Annotated in this window: 17 protein-coding genes; 9 read left to right on the forward strand and 8 right to left on the reverse strand. The window is 61.9% G+C overall.

The genetic code is table 11. The features are described from left to right. Positions 1-54 precede the first annotated feature (54 nt). Entirely contained in the window at positions 55-1,029 is a 975-nt protein-coding gene (locus P9292_RS16985) for a sensor domain-containing diguanylate cyclase (protein WP_309960223.1), read from the reverse strand. A 282-nt stretch (positions 1,030-1,311) separates the two neighbouring features. Here P9292_RS16985 and P9292_RS16990 point away from each other — a divergent pair, with 282 nt between their 5' ends. The 4 genes from P9292_RS16990 (at position 1,312) to P9292_RS17005 (ending at position 5,100) form a co-directional block, all read left to right on the forward strand. Beyond that, complete coding sequence (locus P9292_RS16990) at positions 1,312-2,418, forward strand: calcium:proton antiporter (protein WP_409014897.1); 1,107 nt, start codon at positions 1,312-1,314, stop codon at positions 2,416-2,418. Between the two features lie 129 nt (positions 2,419-2,547). Then, positions 2,548-3,357: an ABC transporter substrate-binding protein gene (locus tag P9292_RS16995; RefSeq protein WP_309960225.1), complete on the forward strand. Its 810-nt coding sequence runs from the start codon at positions 2,548-2,550 to the stop codon at positions 3,355-3,357. An 84-nt stretch (positions 3,358-3,441) separates the two neighbouring features. After that, on the forward strand, positions 3,442-4,557 hold the full coding sequence (locus P9292_RS17000; RefSeq protein WP_309960227.1) for a M14 family metallopeptidase: 1,116 nt from the start codon (positions 3,442-3,444) through the stop codon (positions 4,555-4,557). 78 nt (positions 4,558-4,635) lie between these two features. Further along, complete coding sequence (locus P9292_RS17005) at positions 4,636-5,100, forward strand: RbsD/FucU family protein (protein WP_244829546.1); 465 nt, start codon at positions 4,636-4,638, stop codon at positions 5,098-5,100. A 42-nt stretch (positions 5,101-5,142) separates the two neighbouring features. Here the strand turns inward: P9292_RS17005 and P9292_RS17010 are convergent, their stop codons facing one another. After that, a complete protein-coding gene (locus P9292_RS17010) occupies positions 5,143-5,526 on the reverse strand; it encodes a hypothetical protein (protein ID WP_309960229.1) in 384 nt (127 codons plus the stop codon). Positions 5,527-5,931: 405 nt separating this feature from the next. Here P9292_RS17010 and P9292_RS17015 point away from each other — a divergent pair, with 405 nt between their 5' ends. Together P9292_RS17015 and P9292_RS17020 are read left to right on the forward strand one after the other, a co-directional pair. After that, a complete protein-coding gene (locus P9292_RS17015) occupies positions 5,932-6,306 on the forward strand; it encodes a hypothetical protein (protein WP_309960232.1) in 375 nt (124 codons plus the stop codon). Next, positions 6,307-6,576 carry a DUF1488 domain-containing protein gene (locus tag P9292_RS17020; RefSeq protein ID WP_250526759.1) on the forward strand — a complete coding sequence of 90 codons (270 nt, stop codon included), beginning with the start codon at positions 6,307-6,309 and terminating at the stop codon, positions 6,574-6,576. Positions 6,577-6,615: 39 nt separating this feature from the next. Here P9292_RS17020 and P9292_RS17025 read toward each other — a convergent pair whose 3' ends face one another. Together P9292_RS17025 and P9292_RS17030 are read right to left on the reverse strand one after the other, a co-directional pair. Next, the gene (locus tag P9292_RS17025) at positions 6,616-8,295 is read right to left on the reverse strand and encodes a response regulator (RefSeq protein ID WP_309960234.1); all 1,680 of its coding nucleotides are present in this window, start codon (positions 8,293-8,295) and stop codon (positions 6,616-6,618) included. 4 nt (positions 8,296-8,299) lie between these two features. Continuing rightward, the gene (locus P9292_RS17030; protein ID WP_309960236.1) at positions 8,300-9,817 is read right to left on the reverse strand and encodes an ATPase domain-containing protein; all 1,518 of its coding nucleotides are present in this window, start codon (positions 9,815-9,817) and stop codon (positions 8,300-8,302) included. 284 nt (positions 9,818-10,101) lie between these two features. Here P9292_RS17030 and P9292_RS17035 point away from each other — a divergent pair, with 284 nt between their 5' ends. Next, positions 10,102-10,254, forward strand: a complete 153-nt coding sequence (locus P9292_RS17035) for a hypothetical protein (RefSeq protein WP_309960239.1) — start codon at positions 10,102-10,104, stop codon at positions 10,252-10,254. 154 nt (positions 10,255-10,408) lie between these two features. Here the strand turns inward: P9292_RS17035 and P9292_RS17040 are convergent, their stop codons facing one another. The 3 genes from P9292_RS17040 to P9292_RS17050 form a co-directional block, all read right to left on the reverse strand. Then, on the reverse strand, positions 10,409-11,815 hold the full coding sequence (locus P9292_RS17040; RefSeq protein ID WP_244829561.1) for an NCS2 family permease: 1,407 nt from the start codon (positions 11,813-11,815) through the stop codon (positions 10,409-10,411). A gap of 329 nt (positions 11,816-12,144) precedes the next feature. Continuing rightward, positions 12,145-13,878 (reverse strand): gamma-glutamyltransferase, encoded by a 1,734-nt coding sequence (gene ggt, locus P9292_RS17045; RefSeq protein ID WP_309960241.1) that lies wholly within the window; start codon positions 13,876-13,878, stop codon positions 12,145-12,147. 90 nt (positions 13,879-13,968) lie between these two features. After that, positions 13,969-14,730, reverse strand: coding sequence for an SDR family NAD(P)-dependent oxidoreductase (locus P9292_RS17050; protein WP_250493457.1), 762 nt, complete (start codon positions 14,728-14,730; stop codon positions 13,969-13,971). Positions 14,731-14,896: 166 nt separating this feature from the next. Here P9292_RS17050 and P9292_RS17055 point away from each other — a divergent pair, with 166 nt between their 5' ends. After that, positions 14,897-15,367 (forward strand): VOC family protein, encoded by a 471-nt coding sequence (locus P9292_RS17055; protein ID WP_244829566.1) that lies wholly within the window; start codon positions 14,897-14,899, stop codon positions 15,365-15,367. 190 nt (positions 15,368-15,557) lie between these two features. Here P9292_RS17055 and P9292_RS17060 read toward each other — a convergent pair whose 3' ends face one another. Beyond that, positions 15,558-16,418 (reverse strand): LysR substrate-binding domain-containing protein, encoded by an 861-nt coding sequence (locus tag P9292_RS17060; protein WP_309960245.1) that lies wholly within the window; start codon positions 16,416-16,418, stop codon positions 15,558-15,560. A gap of 444 nt (positions 16,419-16,862) precedes the next feature. On the opposite strand from P9292_RS17060, the gene P9292_RS17065 reads away from it, so the two are divergent. Then, on the forward strand, positions 16,863-18,482 hold the full coding sequence (locus tag P9292_RS17065) for a peptide ABC transporter substrate-binding protein (RefSeq protein WP_309960247.1): 1,620 nt from the start codon (positions 16,863-16,865) through the stop codon (positions 18,480-18,482). Positions 18,483-18,487: the final 5 nt, after the last annotated feature.

An 18,487-nucleotide genomic window follows, 5' to 3' on the forward strand; every position in this document is an offset into this window, starting at 1 on the left:
AGGCGTGGTTTGAGTGAAAAGACGCGGACCGGTTATCTCGACCGTCCGCGTTTTTTAATGCCGCGCCGCGTTCTTCCTCTCGGCCTTATGCGCGTACATTTTGCTGTCGCTTTCAATCAGAAGGTCGAAGAAACTCGCATGCTGCGCGGGATCGAACTGCGTCTGTCCAACGCTGAAGCGAATCTCGTAACCGCGTGTGGCCGACGCATTGTGGGCAGCCAGCCTTGCGCGCAGACGTTCGAGCGCGTGGGCGGCTTCCTCGTCGCTCGCGTCGGTCAGGAGCGCGACGAATTCGTCGCCGCCAAGCCTGCCGATGACATCGCTTGCACGCAGCGAAGCGCGCAAGGCATCGGCGAAAGTGACGAGCGCGCGGTCGCCTTCCGCGTGACCGAAGGTGTCGTTGATGCGCTTGAAATCGTCGAGATCGAAGAACAGCAGCGACGCGCGCCGATCGAGCCGTTTGCAGATGTTGAGCGCATGCCGCGCTAGCGCTTCGAAACCGCGACGGTTGGCAATGAGCGTCAGGTCATCGACGGTTGCAAGTTCGATCGCCGCGATCTCCTGTTCCGCGATATGCGCGAGATCGCGCAAGAGGCTGCGCTCTTCGCCGTCGAATTCGCGGGGACGGGTATCGATGAGACAAAGCGTGCCCAACTTGCTGCCATTGGGCACCGTCAGCGGATGCCCCGCGTAGAACCGAATGCCGGGCGCGCCAGTCACGAGCGGATTGTCGTGGAAGCGCGTATCGATGCGCGCATCGGGAATCATCAACACGTCGTCATGCAGAATGGCGTGCGCGCAGAACGACACATCGCGCGAAGTCTCCGGCACATCGAGACCGACGCACGACTTGAACCATTGCCGATTCTCATCGATCAGGCTCACGAGCGCGATCGGCACGCCGAACAGACGCCGCGCCAGGCGCGTGAGACGGTCGAAGCGCTCTTCCGGCGGGGTATCGAGGATATTCAGCGAGCGCAGCGTGGCGAGCCGGGCGGCTTCGGTCGGGGGTTTGGGCGCGACGAGCATGGATCTCCGTTTCCTGAGACGGTTTGGCGGCAAGGCCGCTGACGACGGGGCAATCGGCAACAGCGCTTATTCTCCGACAAGTACGCCAATCCTTCAGCACGAAGCCGAGCGCAGCGCTCGCACCGACAGTCTCGCGCCGCGCGGCGTTTTCGCTATCATGCCGATGGACCGCGGCCCTTTGTCACGGCGCTTTCATCGCCCTTGCAGCGCACCTTCGTCGCGCAGGCGGGTCGGACATGGTGGCACTTCGCCATGAACCGACGACCCCTTTACCTGATTCGCATGGAGCGCCCATTGAAACTCAAGTTCGACTGGACCGTCATCACCCCGATTCTCGCGCTCGTCGTGCTCGTGGCCACCGCGCTCATTCACAACACCGCGCTCATGGCGCTGGCCGCCATCGCGCTGGCGTTCGCGGTGTTCGCGGCCGTGCATCATGCCGAAGTAGTTGCGCATCGCGTCGGCGAGCCATTCGGCACGCTGGTGCTGGCCATTGCGGTGACGGTGATCGAAGTCGCGCTGATCGTCTCCGTCATGCTGTCCGGCGGCCCCGAAAAAGCCGGCTTGCCGCGCGACACCGTATTCGCCGCGATCATGATCTGCAGCAACGCGATCATGGGGCTGTGTCTGCTGATCGGCGGCATGCGGCATCACGTGCAGGATTTTCAGTTGCAGGGCGCAAGCGCCGCGCTCGCCATTCTCTGCGCCATGTCCGTGCTCACGCTCGTCCTGCCGAACTTCACGAGCACCGTGCCGGGACCGGGTTTGTCCACTTCGCAACTCGTGTTCGTCGGGGTGATCTCGCTCGTGCTGTATGTGGTGTTCGTGTTCGTGCAGACCATCCGGCATCGCGACTACTTTTTGCAAGCCGTGCCGGATGTCGTCAAGCTAACCGCCACGGAAGACGACGTGCCCCATGCGCCGCCGCCGACCAACGCCGCCGCATGGACCGCGCTCGGCCTGCTCGTGCTTTCGCTTTTGTCCGTGGTCGGGTTGGCGAAGCTCTTGTCGCCTGCGGTCGAGGCGGGCGTCGCGGCAGCCGGTGCACCCGAGGCGGTCGTCGGCGTGGTGATCGCCGCGCTCGTTTTGTTGCCCGAAGGGCTCGCGGCATTGCGCGCGGCGCGTCTAAACCGGCTGCAAACGAGTTTGAACCTTGCGCTAGGCTCGGCGCTCGCGAGCATCGGTTTGACCATTCCCACGGTTGCGATCGTGTCGATCCTCATCGGCCAGCCTATCTCCCTCGGGCTCGCGCCGAAGGAGATCACCATGCTCGCGGTGACGCTGCTCGTCTCCGTGATCACGCTCGGCACCGGGCGCTCGACCGTGCTGCAAGGCGTCGTGCATCTGGTGATCTTCGCGGCGTTCCTGTTCCTGACCGTCGTGCCATGAGCATCGACGCATGCGGTTTTGCTACCATTCACGGTTTTCCGGCGCGCGCCGCGGGTTTCGTCGACCCGTCACGCGCTTGGCAGTAATCGCTCCGGCGTCAATTTTTACCGCAAGTCTCGAAGGATTGGAATGTCGTTCAAGAAGTCAGTCAGCAAGTCCGCATCGTTCGCTTTCTCCGCGATGCTCGCAGCACTCGCCGTCACCTCGGTTTCCGTTCACGCCAAGGAACTCACGCAGATCCGCTTCGCCGTCGATCCCAGCTACCCGCCGTTCGAATCGAAGCAGGCGGATGGCAAGCTGGCCGGTTTCGACATCGACCTCGGCAATGCGCTTTGCGCGCAGATGAAGGTCAAATGCGTGTGGGTCGAAAACAGTTTCGACGGCATGATTCCCGGCCTCAAGGCGCGCAAGTTCGACGCCGTGTTGTCCGACATGGGCATTACCGAAGAACGCCTGAAGCAGATCGATTTCACCCAGCCGCTCTACGATACCCACGCGCAACTCGTCGCGCGCGCGGGCTCGGGCATTCTGCCGACGCCGCAGGCGCTCAAGGGCAAACGCGTCGGCGTCGAACAGGGCACGGTGCAGGAACACTACGCGCGCGCACAGTGGGAACCGCAGGGTGTGACCGTCGTGCCTTACGGCGATGAGGATCAGGTCGAGAACGATCTGGTCGCGGGCCGTATCGACGCCATGTTCACCGATGCCGCGCAAGCCGCCATCGGCTTTCTGAAGAAGCCGCAAGGCAAGGCGTTCGCGCTCGTCGGGCCGATTGTCGAAGACCGGGCGATCATCGGTCCGGGCACGGCAATCGGCTTGCGCAAGGGCGACGCCGATCTGAAGAACGGCCTGGACCAGGCGTTCGACGCGATCAAGAAGGACGGCACGTTCAAGCGCATCATGGCGAAGTATTTCGCCACCGATATCTCGATTCAGTAAGCGCCCTGGCGTTTAGCGTTCCGAGTATCGACCGAAAAGGCATCGCTTGCGGTGCCTTTCTTTTTTTACGAGGCAATTCATTCCATGCAGGTCACGCACCATCCGCTCGTCGCCGCTTCGCCTGGAACGGGGCGCGCGATCACGAGCTACGCCTTCGGCGCGGAACATGGGCCGAAGGTCTATATCCAGGCGTCGCTGCACGCCGACGAACTGCCGGGCATGGTGGTCGCGTGGTATCTCAAGCGGCATTTCGCGGAGTTGGAAGCGGCGGGGCGCCTGAACGCGCGGATCGTGCTCGTGCCCGTGGCGAATCCGGCCGGGCTCAATCAGCACTGGTTCGGCACGCAAATGGGCCGCTTCGACATGCAGTCCGGACAGGATTTCAACCGGCGCTTTCCCGCGCTTGGGCCGGGGCTCGTCGATGGACTCAAGCAACACCTGACTGGCGATGAAACGCACAACGCCCGCGCCATCCGCGCCGCCTTGCGCGATGCGTTCGCGGCGCTCGAGCCCGCGACCGAACTCGAATCGCAGCGCATCGCGCTGATGACGCTGGCTTGCGATGCCGATCGCATCATCGACATGCATTGCGACTGGGAAGCCGTCGCGCATCTCTACACGACGCCCGAGGCCTGGGTTCGGATCGAACCGCTCGCGCGCTATCTCGGCAGCGAGGCGCAATTGCTCGCGGACGTGTCGGGCGGCGAGCCGTTCGACGAAGCGTGCGTATCGGCGTGGCGTTATCTGCGTGACGCATTCGCCGGACGCTTCCCCATTCCTCGGGGCGCGGCAACCGTCACTCTCGAACTGCGCGGCGTGCGCGACGTATCGCGCGAAACCGCCTCGCGCGATGCACAGGCAATCGTCGATTATCTGACGCACGCGGGTTTTATTTCGGGCGATGCCCCCGCGCTGCCCGCGCTCGCCAATCCGCCGACGCCGCTTGCCGGATGCGATTACCTTCACGCGCCGATCTCCGGCGTGATTCTGCATGCGCGCGAAGTTGGAGAGAGAGTGTGCGCGGGCGATGTCGTCGCTGAAGTGCTCGATCCGCTCCATGACGAACTCGTGCCGCTCATCGCGCAGAGTGACGGCGTGCTGTACGCGCGGCACTGGACGCGGTTCGCGACGGCGGGAATGCTGGTGGCGCGCATCGCGGGCGCGGAAGTCCGGCGCGAGGGCGACCTGCTCGTGCCTTGAAGTTGCCGACGAGTCGTCCCACGCGGTTACCATACGTCGGCAAACCCGGTTTCAATGTCCACGGAGAACGACAGGAACATGCTGAAGAATCTCGATCCCTTGCTCAACGCCGACATCCTTCACGCACTCTGCGCGATGGGCCACGGCGATGAAGTCGTCATCTGCGACGCCAACTTTCCCGGCGATTCCGTCGCGCGTCAGACCGTGCGCGGACAATTGCTGCGTCTCGACGGCATCAACGCGCCGCGTGCGGTGCGGGCCGTGTTGTCTGTGCTGCCGCTGGATACGTTCGTCGATCATCCCGCCGAGCGCATGGAAGTGGTCGGCGACCCGGATGCGCTGCCTGCCGTACAGCGTGAAGTACAACGCGAAGTCGACGACGCCGAAGGCCGCGCCGTTCCGCTCGCGCCCGTCGAGCGCTTCGCTTTTTACGAGCGCGCCAAACAGGCTTATTGCGTGATTCAGACGAGCGAAGCGCGCGGCTACGGCTGCTTCATCTTCAAAAAGGGCGTGCAACTCGCGCCCGACACGCCAGCGCAATGACACGCTGATTTCTTGACACTAGCTTGCGGCGCCTGACCGCGATCATGAAAACAGAATAGCCGGCCGGGCAACCCAGCGCGGCTTTCTGTCGGGCGCCTGCGCAAGCAGGGTCGGCCCGGCGGGAAGCGAGACATCCACGAGCGTATTACGGCGCGAGCATACCTTGCAGATAAAATAGCAGCCGAAGCTGTCGACGCTAGCTTCGGCCTTGGCGCGCGAGATCCTGCCGCTGCATCGTATGCAGGTCCACATAGATTCACCTTCGTTGTCGGAAAACTGGCTTTGGCTGGTTTCGCGCCGCCAGCGAAGTTCTTCCGATACCGGCTCTTTCGAGACCGGCAACTCGTCGAAGGTTTGCTCGCCATGAAACGCGAACACGTTGTCAAATGCACATGGCTTGGTGCGACGTGTCTCGTGAAATGACATTCAGAAAACTTGCTCGATAAGCGCTGCCGCCAGTACTGGACAAATGCGGATCAGGGCAGTTTCAACGTGTAGTGATGCTGCCTCACCATGCGCTCAAAGCGAGCGAAAAGCAAACGGTATCGGGGAGGAGCAAGCAGAATGAGGCCGTTTCGGCTTGATATTAAGGCATGCTATAAAAGCTTCGAAAAGGCTTCGAGCCGTGCTTCCACTCTCTCAAAACTGCCGGTAAAAAAATAAATCGCGACAGTTCCTCCGAAAGCGCCCACACTATGTGGCGCAGCAGTCGCCTTCGCGTCTGTGCAAGTCGGGGAGCAGGATCATGGCAAAAGGTCAGGTACGCGGAAATAAAGAGGCTAAAAAGCCCAAACAGCCGAAGAAAGTAGAGTCGCCGGCAGCGGCCGTATCGTGGGCCACGCCCAAGAAAAGCGCGGAAGCCAGCGCATCCGTGAAGAAGAAATAGCCTTAGCGCGACATTCGTTCAAGCTGTCCTCGGTGCATGGCGCGACGACGCTTTATTTTGACTTCGCCATCGAAGTGGAAGTCAGACGCCCACCACCGAGTCCCGATGTTTTCTCTTTCCGGACTGGAACCAGCATGACAACGAGACCCAAAGTCAATCCCGCCGTGGCCGTCAAACAAAGCGAATATACGATCGCGCAGAAGTCGCGTGCATCGGCGCTGAGCAACGCGGACAGCGAACGCGCTCAAAAGCGCCGCGATAATGACGCGCTTATCGACGTCAACGCGAGCAAGTGGCGTTACGTGGGCCCGGGTGTCTAGATGGGAAAGCCCGCGGAAGTCCTCAACTTCCCGAACCCCAGCCGCAGCTACGACGCCGCAAGACACGGCGTGTGCTTCTGGGGTTACGACAGCAAGCGCGAGATCAGCTTTCTGGTCGAGGACAAGACGCTTGCCGCGCTGAATCCCGGCATGGGCACGGGTGAGCTGGCGCTGCTCGCCACGTTCGACCGCAATCGCGAACGCATTCTCGAACTGGCGAAGGGTCTCTACACGGGCGGCCCGCAGAACCGTTATACGATCCACGAGTAGCGTTCAACGCCGTGTAACCGTCACGTTGTCGCGGCGGCTTCAGTTGTCCAGCGCAATACGCACCGTGCGCGCGAGTTCATCGAGCTGAAACGGCTTGCGCAGCGCGGCAAAGCGCTTTTCCTTGATCTTCGATACATCGACGTCCGCATAGCCCGTTGCCAGGATCACCGGCAGATCGGCACGCAGTTCACGCGCTTTCGCGATCACCTCCATGCCGTTCATGCCGGGCATCGCGAAGTCGACCATCATCAGATCGGGATGGTCCAGTGGCAGGCGCTTGAGGCCGTTGGGGCCGTCGCAGGCGTGCGTCACCGAATAGCCGAGCGTCTGCAGACATTCGACGAGCATCTCGCGCACGTCTTCGTCGTCTTCGACCACGAGGATGCGCTTCGCGCCCGATGCGCTGTCCTCGGGTTTGAGCGCAACGTCGGCTTCCTGCAAATCCTTCGCGCCCAGCGGCAACCAGATTTCGACGCTCGTCCCTTTGCCCGGTTCGCTTTCGATACGCGCCACGCCGCCCGCCTGCCGCGCGATGCCGTAGACCTGGCTCAAGCCGAGCCCCGTCCCTTTGCCGACTGGTTTGGTCGTGAAGAACGGGTCGAACACGCGCGACAGCACGCCTGGCTCGATGCCCGAGCCCGAATCGCTCACACGGATGACCACGTAGCGTCCAGCCGTGAAGGTTTCGTCGGGCGCGGGGCGCTCGCCCGCGTGGATCGTGAGGCGCCCGCCGCCGGGCATGGCGTCGCGCGCATTGATCGTGAGATTGAGGACGGCCAGTTCCAGCTGATTGGCATCCGCCTGGGTCCAGAGATCTTCGGAATCGGAGGTCGTGGTGAACGCGATCGACGAGCCGAGCGAGATCGAGATGATGTCGCGCATGCCTTGCAAAAGCGACGCGACGTTGACCGCTTTCAAATCGAGATTGCTGGTGCGCGAAAACGTCAGCAACTGCGCGGTGAGCTTGGCGCCGCGTTCGGTGGCGCGCTTGGTCGTCGCGGCCATTTTGCGCACGCGCTCGTCGCTGCTGATTCGCGCGATCAATTCCGCGTTCGCCATGACGACATTCAGCAGATTGTTGAAATCATGCGCGATGCCGCCCGTCAATTGCCCGAGCGCCTCCATCTTTTGCGACTGCACGAGCACGGCCTGCACCTTGGCGCGCTCGTGGATTTCGCGCATCAGGCGATTATTTGCCGATGCCAGTTCCTGGGTGCGTTCGGCGATACGGCTTTCCAGCGAGTCGTTGAGCCGTTCGAGCGCTTCCTGCGCCTTCGAGCGCGCGATCAGATGCTGCTCCGACTCCGCGAGATGCCGGCGCGCATCGTACTGGCGCGCACGCGCCCGCAGCGACGACATCACCGCGCGGCGCAAGGTCTCCGAGTTCAGCGGACGTTCGAGGACGAGCACGTTGCCAAGACGCTCCAGCATGTCGATACTCGCGGCCGAGCGCCGTTCGGTTGCACGTCCTGAAAGCAGAATGATGGGAAAGTCGGACCACGCCGGTTGCCGGTCGATCCAGGCGGCGAGCACTTCGCCGTTGTCGCTTTTGAGCGATTCCTCGGTGACGATGGCAGTGCCCGCGCCGCGGTCGAGTTCGGCGGTGAGGCAAACCGAATCGGCGCACGCAAAGCAATCGCGGTCATCGAATGCGAGGACATCGGCGATTACGTCGGCATCGCGGCCGAATGGCGCCACTATCAGAACGCGAAACTCCATGGCGCTAGTTCCCCGAGGAGCCCGCGTAACTGGTGTCGGGAACCAGCATGGCCGTGCCGCCCTTGTACGAAGGCAGGCCGCTCAGAATGCCTTCGAAGTCGCGCAATGCCTCGCCGACGTTCAGCCCGCCCGCGCCCAGCTGAAATTGACGAATCGAGCGCTCATGGCCGCTCGCGCGGCTTTTCACGGCGGTCAGCGCCGTCAGCACTTCGCCTTGTCGCTCGAAGTAGCGAAACAGCAGGACCACGTCACTGAGATAACTGATATCCACGTCGCTCTGTATTTCGCCGATGATTCCATGCTGCCCCAGCACCAGCATCGTGATGACGCCGCGCTGGTTCAGATAGGTGAGCAGTTCGTGCATTTGCAGGAGCAGGTAGCGCTCGCCGGGCATCGCTTGCAGATACGCGTTCAGGCTGTCGATGGCAACGTAGCGCGCGTTGCCCTGTTCGACGCTCTGTCGCACGCTGCTCGTAAACTCTCCGGGCGATATTTCGGCGGGATCGACCTGGCGCAAGTTCAGCAAGCCGCTGTCGAGATGCGGCCGCAGATCGATGCCGAGGCTCGTCGAGCGCCGCAAAAGCGTAGTGCGCGTTTCATCGAAGAGATAGTAGACACACGGCTTGCCGCGTTCGAGCGCGGCGAGCAGACACGAGGTCACGGTGGTCGTCTTGCCCACGCCCGACGGCCCGACGATGAGCGTATTGGTGCCTGGCACGAGGCCGCCGCCGAGAAGCGCATCCAGCCCGGCCGTGCCGGTGCTGAGCGGCTTTGCCGAGAAATCGGCGTGATGTTCAGACGCGATCAGACGCGGATAGACTTCAATGCCGCCGGTGTTCAGCGTCATGTCGTGAAAACCTTCGCGAAACTTGATGCCGCGCATCTTCGCAATCCGCAGGCGCCGGCGCTCGCCGCCGTAGTCGTGCACGAGATTGTCGAGGCACAGCACGCCGTGCGCGATGCTGTGCAACTGCAGATCGCCCGGCTCGGACGTGTTGTCGTCGAGCAGCATGACGGTGCAGGCGCGCGTCGCGAAGTAACGCTTCAACGCGAGAATCTGTCTGCGATAACGCAGCGGGTTTTGCGAGAGCATGCGCAACTCGGACAAGCTGTCGAAGACGAGTCGCGCGGGCTTCACTTCATCCACTTGCGCGATGACATCGCGCACGGTTTCGCCCAGTTCCACTTCAGCGGGATGCAGAACGGTCTGCTCGTAACGCGGGTCGAGCCCTTCGTCCGATAGAAGTTCGATGATGGTAAAGCGCTTCGTGTCCCAGCCATGGCTTTCGGCCACGGCGACGAGTTCTTCCTTCGTCTCCGAAAGCGTCACATAAAGACCTGGCTCGCCGACTTCCGCGCCCTTGAGTAAGAACTGCAAGGCGAGAGTCGTTTTGCCCGCACCCGGCGCACCTTCGATCAGATACATGCGATGCGGCGTCAATCCGCCGCCGAGAATGTCGTCGACTCCCTCGATGCCCGTCGGAATGCGGGCGGGCAGGGCTTGCGTGGTTTTTTCTGGCATGTGCTCGCGCTTTCTGTTGTCTGGCCTTTTTATCTGGCCTTTCGCGCGAGCAATCGGAATACATTGGAGAACGCCCGCGCCTCGCGGGGCGGTTGCAAGAAGCGAGCCAGTACATGCCGGCGCTGCGACGTTCGTTAAATTTACCTACTATCCAGCAAATTCCTGTTGCAAAAATCCAAACCAGAGCGACGCTTTTTCAAGATTTGGTTGCAATGCAGCATGAAAAGGGTATAGTTAGGGTTATCCCCTAGCTAGTTACCCTGATTCTTTACCTGAGAGACGCCATGAAAACCACCGCTCAACAATCTTTGTTCGTTTCGTTCGGTTCGTTCCTGCGCTCGGCGAAGGCAACGGCGCGCCGTGAGTGGAATCGCGCGCTGCAATTGCATCTGCAAAACTGCGAGATGCTCGTCGAATCGTATCGCCGCACCAAGTAAGTAGGACAGTACCCGGTCAAAGTTTCAAAGCAACGCCCCGGAAGCGAATGGCTCCCGGGGCGTTTGTCTTTTACGAGCGCGTAGCGCATCGCCAGAGTGACAACGGCGCGCCTCCCCACGGAGAGCGCGCCGTTGTCGCATCGGATGGCGACGTCTAGATCGCCCAGCCGCCGAGATAGAACACCGCGAGCACGATCGCGATCGCGACCGTCCCCACGTTCAGCTTGCGATACTCGCCCGCCACGATCCGCCCGATCACCAGCGTGCAGAAGCCAAGCATGATGCCGGTGACGATATTCGCCGACAGCACGATGAACACGGCGCATACGAGCCCGGACATGGAGTCGACGGTATCGTCCATGTGCAGCTTGCTCACGTTGCCGAGCATGAGCAGGCCGACGTACATCAAGGCAGGCGCCGTCGCGTAGGAGGGCACGAGACCGGCGAGCGGCGAAAGGAACATCACCGCGAGAAAGAGCAGGCCGACGACCGTTGCCGCAAGCCCCGTCTTTGCGCCCGCCGCCACGCCCACCGACGATTCGATATACGCCGCCGCCGGTGCACCACCAAAGCATGCGGAGAAGATCGAGCTGAGCGAATCGGCCGTCAGCGCGCGTCCGCCGTTGACGATGCGCCCGTTGGCGTCGATCTGACCCGCCTGGCCCGCGACGGCGCGGATCGTTCCGGTGGCATCGAACACGGCGGTCATCACGAGTGCGAGCACGCTCGGCAGCACGGCCATCGAGAGCGCGCCCTTGATGTCCATCGCGCCGATGAGCGACGCGTGTCCCGGCGTCGCGAGCGAAGGCAGCGCGAACACGCCGTGAAAGCGCACGGACGGATCGAAGATCAGGCCGATAGCCGACAGGCCGACCACCACGAGCAGAATGCCGCCCGGCACGCGCCGGCGTTCCAGCCCGAAAATCGCCGCCAGGCCGAGCACCGACATCAGCACGGGAAACGCGCGGATCGCGCCCAGCGAAACCGGCATGCCCGGCGCGGGATTTTTAACGATCAGGCCGACGTCGTTGGACGCGATCAGCAGCAGAAACAAGCCGATGCCGATGCCCGTGCCATGCGCGACGCCCGTCGGCAGATTGCGCAAGATCCACGAGCGCACGCCAGTCACGGAGATCGCGGTGAAAACGACGCCCATCAGGAACACGGCGCCCAGTGCGATGGCAGGCGAGAGGCCTTTGCCGAGCACGAGACCGAACGCGGTGAATGCGGTCAGCGAGATGGCGCAACCAATCGCGATAGGCAGACGCGCCCATACGCCCATCAGCAGCGAGCCGAACGCGGTCGTGAGGCACACGGCGACGAACACCGCGCTGGTATCGAAACCGGCCTTGCCGAGCATGCCCGGCACGACGAACACGGAGTAGACCATCGCGAGAAAGGTCGTGATGCCCGCGACCACTTCGGTCTTTTCCGTGCTGCCAGCGAGCGATATGCCGAAGTAGCGGTCAAGAAAGCCGCCGCTCGCGGTCGGTGCCGTGTCCTCTCGTTCGATAGGGGAAATGTCGATGTCGCCAAGCTGCTGGGCGGGGGATTCCAACATGAGCTGCTCCTTTATCAGCACGCTGAAACGGTCGACCGTGCGCGCAATCAAGCGCACTGCGGTCCGTCGTCAGGGTCGTCTCGTATTTAGTTCTGGATGTAGCCTCGTGCTCGCCGCTGATGGCTGCACTCGGTCAGGACAAAGACTATGGGAACGCAACGCGAGGTCCAATCCCGTGGAAAACATGCCGCTCATGCCAACATTCTTATATTTCTGAGAGTCCTAAGCTGGCTGGGGCTTCCCGCCAGAACGATAAACGCCGGACTAGGGCAAATGCCTAGGCCGGCGTCGGGGGTGAACGCTTCGTCACGTACGCCCTGACAAACCCATTACTGCATGATTCGCGATACACCGCGTCCGCGCGGGTCGGACATGGGCTCGGGCGTGTCGCCGTTGATGCGGATAGCCTGAATGTCGCCATTGAAGCCTTGCATCGTGAACTTATAGCCCTTGTCTTCGAGCTGCTTCACGACTTCCGGATCGAGCTGATGGAACGGCTCCTGGTAGATCGTGTCCGGCGGCAGCAACTGATGATGAAAACGCGTCGCGCCCACGGCTTCAGGTAGCGGCAAGTTGAAGTCGTAGACGTTCGAGAGCACCTGGAAAATCGACGTGAAAATGCGCGAGCCGCCCGGCGTGCCGATCACCATCGCGACCTTGTCGTCACGCGTGAGGATGGTCGGCGTCATGGAAGACAGCGGCCGCTTCTTCGGCTCGATGGCGTTGGCGTCGCTGCCGACCACGCCGAACATGTTCGGCACGCCCGGCTTGGAAGCGAAGTCGTCCATCTCGTCGTTGAGCACGACGCCCGTGCCTTCGGCGATCACGCCCGAGCCGAAGTAGCCGTTGATGGTGTACGTGTTCGACACCGCGTTGCCCCATTTGTCGACGACAGAAAAGTGCGTCGTCTCCGCTTTCTCGGGCATCGATGTACCGAGGCCCGGCAGCACGCTCTTCGTCTCCGAGGGCTTGTCGGGATTCACTTCCTGTGCGCGTTTCAGGATGTAGTCGTCGTCGGTGAGTTGTGCGACCGGCACCTTGTAGAATTCGGGATCGCCGAGATATTGCGCACGATCGGCGAAGACGCGTTTCTCGATTTCCGCGACGAGGTGAATGTACTGCGCCGAATCCAGCGGCACGCCTTCGAACTTGTCCTTCAGGTCCGCCTTCATCTTGAGTAACTGCACGAGGCCGACACCGCCCGAACTCGGCGGCGGCGCGGTGATCACGCGATAGCCGTTCCAGCTCGCGACGATCGGTTGCCGCCAGACCGCCTTGTAGTCTTTCAGATCGCGCGACGTGATGAGGCCGTGGCCCGCCATGGAAGTGGCGATCAGCTCGGCCGTTCTGCCTTCGTAGAAGCCCTTGGCGCCCTTGTCGGAGATGCGCTGCAAGGTATCCGCGAGATCGGGTTGCTTGAATACCTGACCCGCCTTCATGCCGCCGAAGTAGAGATCGAAATTCGTCTTGCCGGCGAAATCCTTCGATGCGGCGTCACGCCGGGAAATCAGTTGATCGTCGACGAGAAAGCCGTTTTCCGCATACTTGATGGCGGGCGCGAGCACCTGCTTCCACTTCAGCTTGCCGAAGCGCTTTTGCGCCTGCCACATGCCTTCTACCGTGCCCGGCACGCCGACCGCGCGATGTCCGTAAAGGCTCATGCCCTTGATGACCTCGCCCTTGTCGTCGAGATACATGTTGCGCGTGGCGGTGAGCGGCGCGCGTTCGCGATAGTCGAGGAAGTACGGACGATGATCCACGTACAGCGTCATGAATCCGCCGCCGCCGATATTGCCCGCTTCCGGATAAGTCACCGCGAGCGTGAAGGCGATGGCGACGGCTGCATCGACCGCGTTACCGCCTTGCTTCAGGATTTGCTCGGCGGTGTCGGCGGCGAACTTGTCGGCAACCGCCACGGCCGAGGCGGTGAGGACTTGCGGCTGAGTTTCCGCGGTCTTGGCAACGGCGGGCGTGGTTTCGACGAAACCGGCCGCCAGAAGCGCCGAGGCAACGATGGCGCTCAATGCGAGCGTGCGAAAGCGCGGTTCTCTTTTCGACTGCATCTCCTGCGTTCTCCTTAGGCTTTTCGGGGTTGTAAGCGCTTATACCATGTTCGCGGCGCGTCAAGAAATGGCACGCGCCGCATCATGCGCTCAAGGCATCAACTGACCGCCGTTCACGTCGATGATCTGGCCAGTCACATAGCGCGACATCGCCTCGGAGGCGAGATAGAGGAACGCGCCGCTGCAGTCGTCCGGCTCGCCTATGAAGCCCATCGGAATTGACTTGCGGAAGGATTCGAGCTGTTCCGGCGAGGTGAAGCGCTCCTGAAACGGCGTCTGGATCACGCCGGGCGCGACGGCGTTCACGCGGATGCGATCGCCCATCAGTTCCTTGGCCATGCCCTTGGTGATCGTGCTGACAAAGCCTTTCGACGCCGCATAAAGCAGCGCGCCTGGACCGCCGCCGTTGCGCGCCGCGACTGACGTCACGTTGATGATCGAACCGCCGCCGCCCGAACGCAGCGAGGGCAGCGCCGCGCGCGTGAATGCAACCACCGAGCGCGCATTGATATGCATGACTTCGTCGAAGAGTTCGTCGGTAACGTCGCCGATCGGCTCGCGCTTGACGAGGCTTCCCGCGTTGTTGATGAGCACGTCGATCTTGCCGAAGGCTTCGACCGTCGCGGCGACGGCGGCATCGATGGCCTTCGAATCGCGCACGTCCGCACCCACGGTGACGGCCGAGACCCCCAGCGCGCGCACGTCGCTCGCGACTTGCTCGGCTTGGTCCTTCGAGCTGTTGTAGTGCACCGCGACATTCGCGCCGTATTGGCCGAACGCACGCGCCGCCGCCGCGCCGATACCCGTGCTCGCGCCGGTGATGAGGATCGATTTGCCTTTCAGATCGTGCATGAGTGCTCCAGTGTGGTTGTTTTATGAACGGGACAGGTTGCGCCAGCCAAGAGTATACGGAGCATTCGCGGGCGGCGTCGGGCGGCGCGCAAGCCGCGCCCAAACCGGCCGCAAACAGTGGCAACATGTTCATCTGCTCACGTCGAAGTGAAACCAGGAGACGCACATGAACGCACAAGTCGATCCCATCCCCGCCGACCGTCAGGGCGTGATCCCGTACATCGCGGTGGCGGGCGGCGTGACGGCCATCGAGTTCTATACGAAGGTGTTCGGCGCTACCGAGATCTACCGGCTCGAACAGCCGGGCGGGCGCATCGGGCATGCGGAGTTGTCTATCGGTGGCAAGGTCGTCTATCTGTGCGACGAATTTCCGGAGATGGATGTGAAAGGCCCGCTCTCCATAGGCGGCAGCCCGGTGATGCTGCATCTCTATGTCGATGACGTCGATGCCGTTGCCCAGCGCGCGGTGGACCAGGGCGCGACCATTCTGCGCGCGGTCGAAGACCAGTTCTATGGCGATCGCGGCGGCAAGATTCGCGATCCGTATGGGCATGTGTGGTGGGTGGCAACGCACCGCGAAGATGTGTCGCCGGAGGAGATGCAGCGGAGGGCGGAGGCGTTGTTTGGCGGGGCGTGATTCTTCAACGCCCATCTGACGCGCTTACGATACGCGCGACGAGTCGGCTCGCGTGGAGCACGCGTCCGTCGGAACGACGCGTCGCGATGAATTCGCCAGCTACGAAGCGCGCTTGTCAGCGCGAGCGCCGCGAAGAATTCACTACGCATCGAAACGCGGGTGAACCGCGCGCCACGCTCGAACGAAGCCGCTACGCATCGAACGAATAAGTCTCGACCACGCGCCGCACCGATTCCCTGAACGACGCGACGAGATCCGAACGAATGCCGCTGCCCGGATACGACAGCGCGTATTCATATTCGATATCGGTTTCGAACGGCCGCACGACCACGCCGTGCGAGCGCCAGACCTTGGCCGCGAACGGCTCGACGATCGACACGCCCAGACCGCCCGCGACCATCGCGTAGCGCGTGTGGGCAGTGTCGGTGAGCACGGTATAGCGGGGCCTTTCTTCGGTCGCCGAAATAAGCGATTGCTCCGCCTCGTAAGGCTGCCGCGCATTGGGCAGCCAGCCGATCAGCTTCTCGCCGCGCAAGTCGTCCGGACGGATGATCTTCTTCGCAGCGAGCCTGTGCGACGCGGGCATGGCGCAAAGCGCACGCGCTTTCAGCAAGGTCTCGACTTCAATGCCTGCCACCGCGGGAAATGCCTGACTCAAGGCAACATCGGCGGTGTGATTTTGCAGGCTGACGAGCACCTCGGGCACCTTCACCGAATCCACCTTGATCGGCACGCCCGGATGACGCTCCATGAAGTCGGCAAGCACGGGCGGCAACAACGTGGTGGCCAACACCGGCATGCAGGCGACGGTCAGGCCGTCCGAGGCTTCGTCGCGGATCATCTGCGCGACCTGTTTCAGGCGCTCCAGCCCGAGGAAGTTTTCCTCGACGGACTTATAGAAGCGCAGGCCCGCGTTGGTCGGATTCAGACGGCCGCCGATACGGCTGAAGAGGCTGAAGCCGAGATCGGCTTCGAGATCGGCAATCAGGCGGCTGATGGCCGGCTGCGTCACATGGAGTTTGCGGGCGGCGCCGACGCTGGTGCCCGTCATGATGAGGCTACGGAATGCCTCGATCTGGCGAAAACGAATCATTTTGGGGACGGCTTTGTCAAGCGGCTCTGGTAGTGCAGTTTCGGTACTGCGAGGACGCAGATCTTATAGGAAACAATGCTTTACTGCCTTTTCGATGCGCTTTGACGCATGCCGACCGTGTGTGTTTTGCCAACAATTCGCACGAGTATTCGAAAAATTTAGTCACTATAACGACATGTGAGTGGCATCCGTCTTATTGATACGAAATACTCGCCGCCAACCTAGAAGCGCGATGAAAGGCCCGGCGTAAGCCAAAGGCTGGCCGCGGCGCGGGGGGCATTGCTTCGGGCTCTACGAATCTAGCCATGATGATTCGTTGAGCCAATTGTTTAGTGCAGCCGAACTAAACGAACGGCGCAACAGCAACGATAACCAAGACAACGAGACAAGAAGGAAAACGCAATGCGCACGACCTCACTTACGCCCAAATACACTCTCGCGATGCTCGCGGCGCTGGCCTTCACGATGTCGGCGCACGCTGCCATCGTGCCGTCGGGCGTTACGCTTGCCGCCAAGCAGGAACTGGTGCGCAATAACGGCTCCGAAGTCGAAACGCTCGACCCCGCGCTGGTCGAAACGGTCGTGGCGGCGAACGTCACGCGCGACCTGTTCGAGAGCCTCACCGCCGCCAACGCGGACGGCGCCGTGGTGCCGGGCGTGGCCGAAAAGTGGGAGCAGAAGGACGCGACGACCTGGCTCTTCCATCTGCGCAAGAACGCCCGTTGGTCCAATGGCGAGGCTGTCAGTGCAAACGATTTCGTGTACGGCTGGCAGCGTTTCATCGACCCGAAGACGGCATCTTCTTATGCGAGCGTGTTCGGGCCGTTTCTCCTGAATGGCGCCGAGATCGTCGCGGGCAAGAAGCCGGCCAGCGCGCTCGGCGTGCGCGCCATCGACGCCTATACGATCGAAGTCAAGACCGCCGGCCTCGTGCCGTTCCTCCCGGAACTGATGTCGAATCAGAACTTCGCGCCGGTGTATCGCGCGGGCGTCGAGAAATATGGGAAAGACTGGACCAAGCCGGGCAAGCTCGTGAGCAACGGCGCGTTTCAGTTGAAGGACTGGCAGGTCAACAGCAAGCTCGTGCTGACGAAGAACGCGAGTTACTGGGACAAGGAACATGTGCAGCTGACGCAAGTGACCTATCTGCCCGTCGAGGACGAAAACACGGACGTGAAGCTCTTCCAGTCGGGCGATAACGACATGACTTATCAGATTCCGACTGGCACGTTTGCCAAGTATCGCCAGCAGTTTCCGAACGACATTCGCAATTCGCTGATCCTCGGCACGCGCTATTACAGCTTCAACAATCGCGATCCGCTCCTGAAGGACGTGCGCGTGCGCAAGGCCTTGTCAATGGTGATCGACCGCGATCTGCTCGCGCAGCGCGTGACCGCCGACGGCCAGACGCCCATGTACGGGTTGATGCCCAAGGGCGTGCAGGGCGCGGATGTATCGGCATATGACTGGTCTGCCTGGCCGATGTCCAAGCGCGTCGAGGAAGCGAAGAAGCTGCTCGACCAAGCCGGCGTTAGACCCGGCACGAAGCTGCGTTTCGCCATGAACACGAGCGACTACAACAAGAAAATGGCGATTTTCGCGGCGTCGGAATGGAAGACCAAGCTCGGCCTCGACACGCAGATCGAATCGATGGAATTCAAGGTTCTGGTCAAGAAGCGTCACGAGGGCGACTATCAGATCGCGCGCAATGGCTGGGTCGCCGACTACAACGACGCCACCACGTTCCTCACGCTCGTGCAGTGCAAGTCCGAGCAGAACGACAACTTCAATTGCAATCCGAAGGCCGACGCGCTCGCGCAGCAAGCCAGCGAGACGACCGATCAGGCGAAGCGCACGCAGTTGCAGACGCAGGCGGCGAAACTCGTGATGGAGGATTATCCGTTCCTGCCGCTCCTGCAATACGGCCTGCCGCGACTGGTGAAGAGCTACGTAGGCGGCTATTCGCTCAAGAATCCGATGGATCACTACGGCAGCAAGGACCTCTACATCGTCAAGCACTGAGATAC

The organism is Caballeronia sp. LZ001, from assembly GCF_031450875.1.
Lineage (GTDB): Bacteria > Pseudomonadota > Gammaproteobacteria > Burkholderiales > Burkholderiaceae > Caballeronia.